Source organism: Rhizobium sp. YS-1r (genome assembly GCF_000757525.1).
Classification (GTDB): domain Bacteria; phylum Pseudomonadota; class Alphaproteobacteria; order Rhizobiales; family Rhizobiaceae; genus Neorhizobium; species Neorhizobium petrolearium.
In genome coordinates, this window is sequence record NZ_JPYQ01000013.1 from 220,354 (window position 1) to 232,535 (window position 12,182).

11 protein-coding genes are annotated in these 12,182 nt (G+C 60.0%); 7 read left to right on the top strand and 4 right to left on the bottom strand.

Features of this window, described 5'->3' with window-relative positions:
• Positions 1 to 31 precede the first annotated feature (31 nt).
• Together JL39_RS13050 and JL39_RS13055 are read left to right on the top strand one after the other, a co-directional pair.
• On the top strand, positions 32 to 1,390 hold the full coding sequence (locus tag JL39_RS13050) for an aminotransferase class I/II-fold pyridoxal phosphate-dependent enzyme (RefSeq protein WP_227705095.1): 1,359 nt from the start codon (positions 32 to 34) through the stop codon (positions 1,388 to 1,390).
• A gap of 32 nt (positions 1,391 to 1,422) precedes the next feature.
• Positions 1,423 to 2,205: an SDR family oxidoreductase gene (locus JL39_RS13055; RefSeq protein WP_037150799.1), complete on the top strand. Its 783-nt coding sequence runs from the start codon at positions 1,423 to 1,425 to the stop codon at positions 2,203 to 2,205.
• A gap of 13 nt (positions 2,206 to 2,218) precedes the next feature.
• Here the strand turns inward: JL39_RS13055 and JL39_RS13060 are convergent, their stop codons facing one another.
• The gene (locus JL39_RS13060; protein ID WP_037150801.1) at positions 2,219 to 3,004 is read right to left on the bottom strand and encodes a metallophosphoesterase family protein; all 786 of its coding nucleotides are present in this window, start codon (positions 3,002 to 3,004) and stop codon (positions 2,219 to 2,221) included.
• 491 nt (positions 3,005 to 3,495) lie between these two features.
• Here JL39_RS13060 and JL39_RS13065 point away from each other — a divergent pair, with 491 nt between their 5' ends.
• The 5 genes from JL39_RS13065 (at position 3,496) to JL39_RS13085 (ending at position 9,822) form a co-directional block, all read left to right on the top strand.
• On the top strand, positions 3,496 to 4,026 hold the full coding sequence (locus JL39_RS13065) for a sigma-70 family RNA polymerase sigma factor (protein ID WP_052182839.1): 531 nt from the start codon (positions 3,496 to 3,498) through the stop codon (positions 4,024 to 4,026).
• A complete protein-coding gene (locus tag JL39_RS13070; protein ID WP_037150804.1) occupies positions 4,019 to 4,951 on the top strand; it encodes a FecR family protein in 933 nt (310 codons plus the stop codon). The genes JL39_RS13065 and JL39_RS13070 overlap by 8 nt, the downstream gene beginning before the upstream one ends.
• 138 nt (positions 4,952 to 5,089) lie before the next feature.
• Positions 5,090 to 7,657, top strand: a complete 2,568-nt coding sequence (locus tag JL39_RS13075; RefSeq protein WP_081952821.1) for a TonB-dependent receptor — start codon at positions 5,090 to 5,092, stop codon at positions 7,655 to 7,657.
• A gap of 22 nt (positions 7,658 to 7,679) precedes the next feature.
• Positions 7,680 to 8,294 (top strand): biliverdin-producing heme oxygenase, encoded by a 615-nt coding sequence (locus JL39_RS13080; RefSeq protein ID WP_037150806.1) that lies wholly within the window; start codon positions 7,680 to 7,682, stop codon positions 8,292 to 8,294.
• A gap of 1,240 nt (positions 8,295 to 9,534) precedes the next feature.
• Positions 9,535 to 9,822, top strand: a complete 288-nt coding sequence (locus JL39_RS13085) for a hypothetical protein (protein WP_037150808.1) — start codon at positions 9,535 to 9,537, stop codon at positions 9,820 to 9,822.
• A gap of 197 nt (positions 9,823 to 10,019) precedes the next feature.
• Here JL39_RS13085 and JL39_RS13090 read toward each other — a convergent pair whose 3' ends face one another.
• From JL39_RS13090 to JL39_RS13100, 3 genes are all read right to left on the bottom strand, one after another.
• Positions 10,020 to 10,247 carry a hypothetical protein gene (locus tag JL39_RS13090; protein WP_037150820.1) on the bottom strand — a complete coding sequence of 76 codons (228 nt, stop codon included), beginning with the start codon at positions 10,245 to 10,247 and terminating at the stop codon, positions 10,020 to 10,022.
• Positions 10,248 to 10,335: 88 nt separating this feature from the next.
• Positions 10,336 to 11,031, bottom strand: coding sequence for a TfuA-like protein (locus JL39_RS13095; protein ID WP_037150823.1), 696 nt, complete (start codon positions 11,029 to 11,031; stop codon positions 10,336 to 10,338).
• Entirely contained in the window at positions 11,028 to 12,179 is a 1,152-nt protein-coding gene (locus JL39_RS13100; RefSeq protein WP_081952822.1) for a YcaO-like family protein, read from the bottom strand. Before JL39_RS13100 ends, JL39_RS13095 begins: the two co-directional genes overlap by 4 nt.
• Positions 12,180 to 12,182: the final 3 nt, after the last annotated feature.

Here is a 12,182-nt window from a genome sequence, read left to right on the forward strand (position 1 = left end):
CGTTGAGGGAAAACGCGGTCTGTTGGACAAGATGCGTCAGGCAAGCGAATCGTCCGGGCGCAACCGGGCCGCGCGGCTCAGCCGGCAGTCTCAGCCTCCGGTACGCCAGGCCCTGCGTTTCGATGAATTGCCGGAATATCAGCGTGTCCAGCTTCAGCGCATGGCCGGCGACCTGACGGGGGTTGCCAATCCCTTCTACCGCTCCCACGACGGGGCGGCCGGTGCGACGACGGCCATGGGCGGGCGGCAGTTCATCAACTTCGCCTCCTATGACTATCTCGCGACCAATACCGATCCACAAACGAAGGAGAGGGCGAAGGCGGCGATCGACCGGTTCGGCATTTCCGCTTCGGCGAGCCGGCTCGTCGCCGGTGAACGGCCGGTTCATACCGAACTCGAACAGGACCTGGCTTCGGTCTACGGCGTCGATGCCGCCGTCTGCTTCGTCAGCGGATATCTTACCAATGTTGCTGCGATAAGCTGTCTCATGGGACCGCAGGATCTCGTCATCCATGACGAGTTCATCCACAACAGCGCGCTTGCGGGCATCAAGCAGTCCGGGGCGACCCGGCGGCTTTTCCGGCATAACGATATCGCCAATCTGGAATCAGTCTTGCGGACGCTGTCTGCCGATTTCCGGCGGATATTGGTGATCGTCGAAGGCGTCTACTCCATGGACGGCGATATCGCCGACCTGCCGGCGCTTCTGGAACTGCGCTCTCGCTACGGCTTCTGGCTGATGCTGGACGAGGCCCATGCGCTCGGCGTGCTGGGCAAGAGCGGTCGCGGCACGTTCGAGCATTTCGGCGTCGACCCGAGCGATGTCGACATCTGGATGGGAACGCTTTCCAAGACGACCTCGAGCTGCGGCGGTTATATCGCCGGCTCCCAGGCTCTTGTCGATATCCTGAAGGCGGAGGCCGGTGGGTTCGTCTACAGCGTCGGCCTGGCGCCCGTCCTGGCGGCCGCGGCGCGTTCGGGCCTCGATATACTGCGCAGCGAGCCGGAGCGGACCGAAAGGCTGCACCGCAACGGCGCGCTCTTCCTCGAATGCGCCAGGGCGGCGGGCCTCGACACGGGCCTGAGCGTCGGCTTTTCCGTTGTGCCGGTGATCGTGGGCGATTCGCTGCGCGCCGTGCAGCTTTCCAACGATCTGCTGGATGAGGGAATCAACGTCCTGCCGATCATCCATCCGGCGGTGCCGGAAGGTATGGCGAGGCTGCGTTTTTTCATCACCTGCAACCATACGGAAGAGCAGATCCGTCATTCCGTGGAGGTCACGGCCCGCAAGCTCAAAGATTTACAGGATCGCAATTTCGGCCTAGCCTCACTGGACATGGACAAGGTGATGCAGCTTGCGCCGTTGCTGCAGGCGGCCGGCAAATCCTGAACCTAACGCCAATTCCGGACGAGCGGGATCAAATGCATGTCATCGTCACCGGCGGATCGAGTGGGATCGGTCTGGAGGTCGCAAGGCTTTATGCGGCCCGCGGTGCGCGGCTGACGCTTATCGCCCGCGATCCTGCAAAGCTGGAGGAGGCCCGCCGGGACCTTCTCCTGCCGGGAGACGTGCAGGCGGATATCCGTGTCGTCGCGACCGACGTCGGTTGCGATGCCGCACTTTCCGCCGCGATTGCAGCGGCGGAGACCGATTTCGGACCCTGCGACATCCTGGTCGCGGCAGCGGGTGTCGTTGAACCTGAGGTCTTCGAAAAGCTCTCGGGCAGCACCTTCGCCGAACAGGTGACGACCAATCTCCTCGGTGTGGCCAATGCCGTCCGGGCCGTCTATCCGGGCATGAAGGCGTGCGGCCGCGGCCGCATCATGATCGTGTCCTCCGGCGCGGGTCTCATCGGCATCTACGGCTACACGGCCTATTGCGCCTCCAAATCGGCGCTGACGGGTTTTGCCGAGGCGCTTGCCATGGAAGCCTCCGGATCGGGCGTCGGTATCGCGATCTGCTTTCCCCCCGATACGTTCACGCCGCAGCTCGAACGGGAACTGGAAAAACGTCCGCCTGAGGCGCAGGCCCTCATAGGCAAGGCTTCGCCCTGGCCCGCAAAGGACGTCGCGAGGCGCATCGTGCGAGCGATCGACCGGGGAACGCCGAGGCTTTACTTCGGCTTTTCGATCACCGGTCTCGGCCTCTTCGGCTCGCTCGTCAAGCCGCTTGTGACGTGGTGGTATCGGCGAAAACCGGCATAAGGCCCGCCATTGCTCAGAGCACCGTGGCGCGCCCTTCGTCTATTTTCAGGATGGTGAGCTTGCCGGTGTAATAGGCGCCGGTGTCGATGCCGATCCGCCCCGGCCCGAGATCGAGATCAGGTTTTGGTGTGTGACCATGGATGACGAGAAGCGGAAGCCGAGGCCCTTCTGTGAGGAACGGTTCACGGATCCAGAGCATATCCTCGTCATGCTGTTCGTGGAGCGGGATGCCGGGCCTTATTCCGGCGTGAACGAAAAGCAGTTCGCCGATTCCCAGGCAGACCGGCAGGTCGGCTAGAAATTGCCTATGCGATGCCGGAACTGCTTCCACCAAGTGGTCGCTCAGTTTCGCGCTGCGGCCTCGTGCGCGGGCAGTCAGGTGATGAAGATCGATCCCATAGGAGATCAGGGTCTGTTCTCCCCCCAGCCTCAGCCATTCCGAATAGAGCTCCGGCTCCTTGAGGAATTTGGCGAAGATGTCGTCGTGATTGCCACATAGCGGGAGCCTTTTCAGGCCGAGTTCGCTGGGCCTGATGAGATGTTCAAGGACATGGCGCGAGCTTGGCCCCCGATCGACATAATCGCCAAGCAGGATGACGAGCCCGGTGCGTTTCGTTGCCTTCATATCCGCTGCGATCCGCGTTTCGGCCGCCTTCAGCTCGTCGACGCAGCCGTGAACGTCGCCGATGACATAGATCGGATAGCTGGGCGAAGTCGAACCGAGGTCGATCCGGCGGCGTTTGGGGGAGCTGGGGCTCTCAGCGCCGCGCCTCGAAAACCAGTCAATGAATTTGCGCATGCGCGCTGCCGCCGAGCCTCTAAAAGAAATGAATCCGACAATGGGAATAGCTGCCTAAAGGAGTCTTAACATTAATGTTGGTGACAGCGTCAATCATGCCGTGAAGCGAGGATGCGCCCGAGCCTTGGAGCAATCGCAAACGGCCCCGGAGTTCACCATTCCACGCGGTCACAGGCGCAGGGCATCGAACTGGCCCGCGACTTCGTAAATGCCGGTTTCAACCCATTGGTAGATGACATGAGACATTCTTCGCGCCGGAGCGAAACGTTGCCAATATGCAACGGCACTTGCATATTGAAGGAAGCGACATTTGCCCGCCTATTGGCTGGCTGAGCGGACAACCTGCTGATTTTGCACAAAAAGATGACTATTAAAATCATCTTTCTTGCGTTAGCTTTGATTCATTCCAAATCATTGACATTGAATTACTTTTTGAGGGGAACTAAGCGCAGTTCCAATCAATTTTTTCGTGCCGCCTTGGGGTTTGAGGTTTGGATATCAGTCTTGTCGAGCAGTTGCAGCAGACTGAGGAGGGTAGGTTGCGGCGGTTCTTTCTACGGCGCCTGCGCAACAGGGAGGATGCAGCGGATGCGACACAGGAGACGTTTCTGCGGCTGCTAACGGCAGCGCCAAAGGAGGACCTGCGCAATCCGCATGCCTACCTCTTCCAGGTGGCGAAGTCCGTCGCCCACGGTGTCACCGCGCGGTTGATGCGCGACAGTGCGCTATTCAGCGAAGACTTAGACCAGACACAAGTTGCCGATGATGCGCCAAGCCCCGAGCGGGTGGTCGCTGCGCGCCAGCAGCTGGCCTTATTGATCGAGACGATCCTGGCGCTGCCGCCGAAGTGCCGCGTCGTTTTCGTGCTGAGCCGACTGGAGGGGCTCTCCAATGGCGAGATCGCCGAAAAGCTCGGCGTCTCCCGAAACATGGTCGAAAAACATATCATCCGCGCGCTGATGGCGTGCCGTCAGGCCCGTCAGGCAGCTCTGCCGGCTTGCCAGAAGGGCGTGCATGGCTGATATGTCGGACGAGGAACGGGAGAAGACTATTGCCGAAGAGGCGGCTGGCTGGGTCGCCCGGTTGAGTTCGCGCGACGCGACGGACGAAGATCGCCGGCGTTTCGCGCACTGGAAGGCGAAAGATCTGGCTCATGCAGCCGCCTTCAAAGAAATGAGCATCCTCTGGCGCGATCTCGCTCAGGTGCCGAAATCCGTCGCTCCCCATCGCGGCAGGCGCGTTGCGGGCGCGGGCGTCGCCGGGCTCCTTCTTTTGGGCTGTCTTGGCTACATGGCCGATGAAACCGGTGTCATCGACCGGTATCGTTCCGACTTCCATACTCCGGTGGGTATGATCGGGCGGTTCGCTCTTGACGACGGATCGATTGTCACCCTCAATACCGATAGCGCCATCCAGGTGAAATATGACCAGACGCGGCGGCAAATCATTCTCCTGCGAGGCGAGGCCTTTTTCGATGTGGCGCCGAATCCGGCGCGGCCCTTCGTCGTTAGTGGTGAGCGAACCGAGGCGATCGCGCTTGGCACTCACTATGCAGTCAAGGTCGGCAGGCATGACGAAGTAATGGTCGAAGAGGGGCATGTGGCGGTCACTTTCGGATCGCAGCGCGCAGTGCTGGAGGCGGGCGGCATGGCCGAGCTCGACGACCATGGCCGCCTGAGGACGCGCACCGGCGATGTCGCCGGCCTGACGAGCTGGCGCAGCGGAAAGCTCGTCTTCTCCGGGCAGCCGCTCGGCGAGGTGCTGGCCGAACTCGACCGTTATCACCGTGGCCGCATCGTCGTGCTCGATGACCGGGCGTCGGGACTTAGGGTCAGCGGCGTGTTCGGCGCGGGCAATATCGACCAGGTCCTTCGGGCACTGGAGCAGAGCCTGCCGATCCGTATCACGCGGCTTGCGGGCTGGGTCACGCTCGTGCGTTCGCGCTGACTGGAGCGCCTGTCAGAAAAAATCTGAGTAGAAAAATCATTTTTTTGAGAATCGACCTCAGGAGGCGAGGCCTTCCTTTGCTCGTAGGCATCAGGACCGCGGTGAGAGCGGATGTTGCTTTGAGTGCAGGGGGTGGAAATGAGTTTAGTCAAAATTGGTCCGGCTGGGTCGATATTGTGGCGGCCTGTCACGGTTGCGCTTGCCGGTGTATCGTTGCTTGGCGGCATACTGCCAGCAGTCGCGCAACAGGCTGTGCCGCCAAGCATGCCGTCGCAGGCGATGGCCGTCTCCATTCCCGCCGGGTCACTAGAGACAGCACTTCTCGCCCTCGGGCGTCAGACCGACCTGCGCCTTGTCTATCGCAGCGAGATCACGGCGGGAAAGGTGACGGGCGGCGCCACCGGATCGCTGGCTCCTGCCGCAGCACTGGCGAAACTGCTTTCCGGCACCGGCGTCTCGTACCGGTTCAGCAGCGGCAACACCGTTACACTGGCCGCGGGCGCGCGTGCGGCGGCGCCCGGCGGCGGCGATACGACGCTCGCACCGATCGTGCTTCACAATGGGGGTGATAATCCCGCCGACAAGCCCTATGAAACAGCCGGTTCGACCAGCTATATCTCGTCCGAGCAGATCGCGCGTTTTCGCGGTTCCACCTCCGGCGATATCTTCAAGAACACACCAGGCGTCATTTCCGCCAACAACCACAATGGTGGCGCAGTCAACGTCAATATCCGCGGCCTGCAGGGGCAGAACCGCGTCCGTGTTGCGATCGACGGCACGCAGCAGACGACCACGACCTGGCGCGGTTACGCCGGTGTCGACGACCGCACCTACATCGATCCGGACCTGATCGGCGGCGTTGCCATTTCCAAGGGGCCTTCGGGCGGGGCAGCCGGTGCCGGGGTCAACGGCGGCGTTGTCGGCATTCGCACGCTGAGCGCCACCGACATTGTCGAGGACGGCAAACGGTACGGCGGCCGCATCCGGATCGGCGCGCAGGACAACACGACCTCCGATTTCACCATCAACTCCATGATGCAGCAGACGGAGCCCGCTGATTTCTTCGATTTCAAGAACGGTTCGGGCAGCGTGGCGCTCGCCACCGTGCAGGACAATTTCGATTTCATCATCGCCGCCGCACGCCGCTACCGCGGCAACTATTTCGCCGGTTCCGACGGTCCCACGACCTACCATTTCAATGGTCGCGACTATCCGCTCTCCTATACGAAGCCGGGCGAGGAGGTGTTCAATACGTCGGCCGAATCGACGTCCTTCCTGGCCAAGGGCACGCTGCGTCTCGACGACGACCAGAGCCTCGAACTCGGCTATGTGCGCTATGAGAGCACGTTCGGCGAGGCGCTGCCATCGCTGCTCTTCACTCAGGATCAGACCTTCCGACAGGCAGCCCTTTCCGATGTGGTCACCGACACCTTCACCGCCCGCTACCGCTACAATCCGAACGACATGGTCGACCTCAAGGTCAATGCCTGGATGAGCATCGTCGACCAGACCAACATCTCGACCGGCCTCGCATTCTACCTGCCGCCGTGGATCACGCCGGAGACCCGCCCACCGGGCGACGATCCGCGCTATGCCATGACGCATACCTATGGTGGCGACATTTCCAACGCGAGCACGTTCGATACCGCCCATGGCAAGTTCAACGTCAATTATGGTGTCTCCTACCTGGTAGAAGATATCGATTCGCGGCCTTACCGCAGCCGCGGCTACGCGACCGACATCGGCGTGCTGATGAACCCGAGCGTCGGCAGTCGCGCGATCGCCAGCGCCTTTACGCAAGGTGAGTGGCAGGTAACGGATTGGCTGAAGTTCAATGCCGGTCTGCGTTACGACCATTACCGGCTGGAAGACGACGGCGTCACCTCGCGAACGGGCGTGCGCGAGCGAGACGGCGGTCGCCTCAATCCCGCCATCAGCGTGGTCATCGAGCCCATCGACGGGTTTGAGCTCTACGCGCTTTATGCGGAAGGCATGCGCCCGCCGACCATGCGTGAGACGATGGGCAATGACGGTAATGTCATCGAGAACCCCTATCTGAAGCCGGAGATCGCCAAGAACTGGGAGATCGGGATCAACTATAGCCGGGACGGGATTTTCACGGCTGACGATTCGGCACGGATCAAGCTTGCCTATTTCGATAATAACTACTTCGACTACATCTCACGCGTGTCGTCGAATGCGGGTCCCGGCCAGCCGGTCTTTACCTTCGACAACCTCAAGAAAGCGCGCTTCTCCGGCATCGAGGCATCCGTGTCCTATGACGTCGGATTCCTGTTCGTCGAGGGAATGCTCACTTACTATACCGACTATGCGTTCTGCCGCACGTCCTCCACTTGCGCCGACACGACGGTCGACATGGACTATGCGGCGAACCACATGCCGCCCGAGATCATGAAGCGGCTGACGATCGGCACGCGGCTCTTCGATGACAAGTTGACAGCCGGCATCCGCGTCACCCAGGCCGGGGATCGTCTCTCGCCGGTCACTCCGGGCGCGCGCATGTATACGGGCATGTGGGTGCCCTATACGGTCGTCGATGCCTTCGCGACCTATAAGATCACCGACAACCTCACCTTCGATCTCCAGGCCGAGAATCTGACGGACCGTTATTACATCGACGCTCTCGACGGCTGGAACCCCGCGCCGGGTCGGACGATCCGGGCCATGCTGACCGCCAAGTTTTGACAATCCAGACACAAGGAAAACCATGCAGATCGAACTTGAAACCCCTGCAACCCCGAGTCGGGCCCAGCGCCTCAAGGCCCTTACTGCCGCCACGCATGAGCGCCTCGACAAGCGCATCATAGCGGCGAACCCATTTGAAGACCGTGAGCGCTATGCGCTGTTCCTGGACGTCCAGCATCATTTCCACGCAGATGTCGATCCGCACTACAACGACCCGCGGCTCAACCGACTGCTACCGGATCTTGCCAGCCGTGCGCGGCTTTCGCTTCTCCGCCAGGATATCGCCGATATCCGTGGCACGATGCCGGCGGTTTCGCGCGTCACGGCTCCGCTTCAGACGGTATCAGCTGCGCTTGGCTGGCTCTACGTTGCCGAGGGCTCCAACCTCGGCGCGGCTTTCCTTCTGAAGGAGGCGGCAAGGCTCGACCTGTCGGTGGAATTCGGCGCCCGTCACCTCGCGCCGCATCCGAGCGGGCGTGGTCTGCATTGGCGCACCTTTGTTTCGGCCCTCAACGCGCTCGATCTTTCCGATGCCGATGAAATGGAAATGGCCGAGGCCGCTAAAGCGGCTTTCCGCCGCGTGCATGTGCTGGTGGAGCAGATTTTGAGTGATCCAATCCGGTCGCTGAGGCACTGAATGGCCGGTGGCGAATTCGCATTGATTCGACAAAATTTTCTCGGAGGCGCGTCTTCCAGGGTTTGTTGGCTTTTTGCAGCACAGTCATGGAGTGATGCGGCATGGGCAAGTGAAATCGGGCCCCGGCTTGGTTTTTACCGGATTAGCACGAAAACTGACGTCACTGCCCTGGAAACGTCGACTAGCGACGGGGCATCGGCCGAAAAGGCTGAAGCTGCACTCACTCCCGATCCGTCATATCGCTTACGTCGCGTGCGGTTCGCCGGGCATGTTGCAGGCGGGTAGTTTCAGTTTGTGCCATCGTAAACTCCCTCAAATTTCGGCAAATCCGAAGTAACAATACGCTGTTGAATCGCAAACCGCTTTTTGATGCACCTCTATGACGTCGAATATCTGGGGAAAATACAATCCTCGTGCAGAACGGAGAGACTCCTCGACCATCCGCAGGCTCAGAGGGAAGGGTAAATAGATCCGCACTGCGTGCGATGATCGCAGCAGGAAAGCGATGGCGACGATACGGCGGATCAGGGTTCGTCATGGCCCGTCATCTCATATCGATGCGGGTATTTCGCTAAGTCGAGGTCTACGCGGCAGCCGGCATCAAGCGCATAGGTACTCACGCATTTGCCGGTCGCCAACCCGTGGCGTGAGTCTCCGATGGCGTGCAATACCCTTGTTCCGCACGCCATGGATCGAAATGGAACCGCTCAGAATGTTGCTGCCATGGCGAGTGATAGAAGCGTTCGCCGTTCTCGCTGGCTACTTTGCCCTTGACGATGCACTGGGACCTGGCTGCAAGACCGCTGCCGTATACTATCACCGAGAGTAGAATAGTGAGCAATCCGAAAAGGATGAGTCTCAAACTGCGCTGAAACTCTGATGATGTATGTTGCGAAAAGTTCGGTCGCATAGCTTCTCCGAGGCCACCCTCCACGAGCGTTCCTATGATCCAATGTCCATCAAAGGAATACGCCTGGCATCCACCGCGGGGAAAAGTTGAGCTGCGGTAGAGTGACCGTGGGCAGCGGCGATCTTCAATCCATTCCCAAACGCGAGGCTGGCGAATGCCCCGGGGCCCGGCTAGACAGGAAGGGGACAACAACACCTCTGACGTCCCCTCAAGGCACGCACCTTCAGGATGAACTCGCAGGCCTTTGGCGGTCCCTTGCCTGTAAAACGTTGAAACCTAATGGCCGTTCGACGCTCCTCAACCGAAGCTACGTCTGATAGTCTTCCATTCATGCCAGTTTCGTCCGACTTTGTCCGTGAACTCTTTGCTGCGGCTAACCAGATCCATCTGGTGTCTCGGTTGGAAGCCCAGCGTCTCATTGAACGGGCAGCAACAACCATTGACGATCAGCGCGAACGGTTGGCTATCTCCACCAATGTCGTGCCGTTGACGCACGACCTTACGGCTGATCTCCCGAACCTCCTCGCCAACCTTGACAGGATTCCGCCGGAGCTGCTTGCTGTCGTGCTCATTCGGTGCGCTGATGAGATTGCCCGGCTGGAGAGATTGGCCCAGTGAATCTACTCGTCGCGGTAGAAATTTATCCACAGCTCGCTTAATTTGCGCTCTGAACTGGACGAAGCCCACGGCTGTGACAGTTCCACTGCCGCAGGCCGCCCCCCGAGCGGTTACCCCCACTGCGGCGAGGGCTCGGCAGGCTCTTTCAATGCCGCTTGTCGAGCCCTTCGTGCCGCCCCATTCTGCACCTTTTCCTATCATTGGTAAGTTTGGCCCGGCGTCTTGGATGATCGCTCGATCGCCCCCACGTCTATATCCATGTCGGCCGTGAGCTCCCTGGTGATCGCTTCGAGCGTCACGGAAAGCCCTGCCTCCACCTCGATTGATTTGAGACCCTTTGCGGTCTCTCGCGCGTAAATCACCAGCCTCGCCAAAGCGACGAGTTCTGCTTTCCTGTCAACGCCTTCGAAATCCAGACATTCCATGCATCACACCTCGACTGAGGCGCCAGCATAAAACGATTTGGGGGCGATGGGCGTGACATCAGCGTGACACAACGCATGGCTGATGACATCAGCCATCACTCCAAAGAGATGTTTGGTTCAAGACGAACGACGGAGGTGGAGAACGTCCATCACTCCGACGCAGAGCTTCAATCAAGGCTATAGCGTCTGCCTTCTTCTGATCGACATAGTTATTGTTCAGAATTCGCAACAATTCTTCGGTGCGGGTGTTGCTGATTTGCGGGCAATTTCTCACGATCGTGTTCCAGCTGCGGACCTTGAAGAACAAGGAACGGGCGATTTCTTTGAGCCACCGCGCCTCCCGATCCGAGACAAGACCGTCCGCGCAACATCGGGCGAGGGTCGCGTCCACGTTGACCATGGGAATGGTGATGGCAACATATCCAAGCTCTTCCGGTCCATGCAGCAGCGCGACATCCGCATCATCGACCAGAGTTTCAGCGGCGTAGGCTTTGAAGATTTCTCCAATGCCGGTCATTCCGAAGGTGTGGCACTCAGCGGCCCGCAAGGCGCCCATGCTTGCTGCCCCAAAGATCGCCACACCTTTCGAGAGGCCATAAAGGATTTCCTTGTGCCAGACGGGGGCAACATATTCGAAAGCGCCATCGATCAATCCGATGGCTCGTGCACCCTCATCGACAGCCAGCCGGACATCGCCCTGCGTCGCGGGTGGTCTTATGATCATATCCTCCGCAACGAAACGCCTTGCGTCCGGAAGGCTTGGGCCGACGAAGATGACTTTCATGATGTAAACGACGCTGCCATCGCCCTGTTGCCAAATCTTTGTCGTCGCTCTCCCTGCGGATTTTCCAGTCCAGGCACCAGAACCTTGACGACCGCGAAGGGCAATGCCGGTGCGCTCAACTGTACGGCGACCGCTTGGGTTACACCCGCCCCCTTCAAACTCGTCAGGATTCCTGGAAGCGTCTGTGGGCCGGGCGAGGGCAGACGGCCTATAGGATCGGCATCGAATAGCCTGTGCAACCGCTCCGGCAGCGATCGTCGATATGTCTCATGAAACACATCATCGCGCGCGCCGCTGATATAGGTGACACGAGATTGCGCGGCTTCCGTCAAGGCCCGAATGGCTGCCCGCTCGGGAGATGGATGGGCACCGCAGCCGAAAGTCACGTCAATATAACGCGGCGCCGGGGACGCGAGCGCGGTTTTGGCCGCAAGAAAGGCACCGATGCACGGTATGCCAACATCGCTTGTCATGTCGAACATGCGCAGCATGACACCTGCATCTTCGATCCTTGTGGCAAGGGAGCTTACATTCTCATCGTCAAATGCGTCAGGTGCCAGACATCTTAAGTGCTGCTTCGGTTCAGGAAGAACCTGCCACAAGACATGGGCATCGCGTTCGATACGCTCAAGAAGACCGTGAAGAATCGCATCGTCACGGGTATTGCCCGATGCAAGGCCATCCGAAGACTGCCAGTAGCGGCAGTTCGACAGCGTCCGGTCGATTGAGACGGCTTCCACCGGGACGAAGACCCGGCCATGGCTCAGTAGGTCCTCTCCCGGAGCAAATGTCATGTTGTCGGTCTGATGGGGAAGGGGCCGGCCTTTGGCGATCAGCGGAACGAGGAGATCTACCCGCTCGCCGGCATCTGATAGAGCTGACGCGCATGTATCGTTGCGGGCCAGGAACGGGTCGCACGCGACAGCCCGTTCGATCGCCTCCATGACCGCCGATGTTCTCGCGTCGGCATCGGTAAGCCCTTTGCCTTGGGCAACGACGATCGACTTGGCGTTCGGCGTGTAGGCACACCAGACCGGAATGCCGATATGATCAAGTCCGGTCTGCCGGCCTATGCGGGTGATCCCCAGCGTCTTAAGAAAAGGACGCACCCGCTCATAGGTCTCGTCGGTAGGGTAGGCGCGCTCCATTGC

Bases quoted from the DNA above. Each gene is read 5' to 3' on its own strand.
- JL39_RS13050 (WP_227705095.1), top strand. From the start codon at position 32: ATGCGTCAGGCAAGCGAATCGTCCGGGCGCAACCGGGCCGCGCGGCTC.
- JL39_RS13055 (WP_037150799.1), top strand. From the start codon at position 1,423: ATGCATGTCATCGTCACCGGCGGATCGAGTGGGATCGGTCTGGAGGTC.
- JL39_RS13060 (WP_037150801.1), bottom strand. From the start codon at position 3,004: ATGCGCAAATTCATTGACTGGTTTTCGAGGCGCGGCGCTGAGAGCCCC.
- JL39_RS13070 (WP_037150804.1), top strand. From the start codon at position 4,019: ATGGCTGATATGTCGGACGAGGAACGGGAGAAGACTATTGCCGAAGAG.
- JL39_RS13075 (WP_081952821.1), top strand. From the start codon at position 5,090: ATGAGTTTAGTCAAAATTGGTCCGGCTGGGTCGATATTGTGGCGGCCT.
- JL39_RS13080 (WP_037150806.1), top strand. From the start codon at position 7,680: ATGCAGATCGAACTTGAAACCCCTGCAACCCCGAGTCGGGCCCAGCGC.
- JL39_RS13085 (WP_037150808.1), top strand. From the start codon at position 9,535: ATGCCAGTTTCGTCCGACTTTGTCCGTGAACTCTTTGCTGCGGCTAAC.
- JL39_RS13090 (WP_037150820.1), bottom strand. From the start codon at position 10,247: ATGGAATGTCTGGATTTCGAAGGCGTTGACAGGAAAGCAGAACTCGTC.
- JL39_RS13095 (WP_037150823.1), bottom strand. From the start codon at position 11,031: ATGAAAGTCATCTTCGTCGGCCCAAGCCTTCCGGACGCAAGGCGTTTC.
- JL39_RS13100 (WP_081952822.1), bottom strand. From the start codon at position 12,179: ATGGAGCGCGCCTACCCTACCGACGAGACCTATGAGCGGGTGCGTCCT.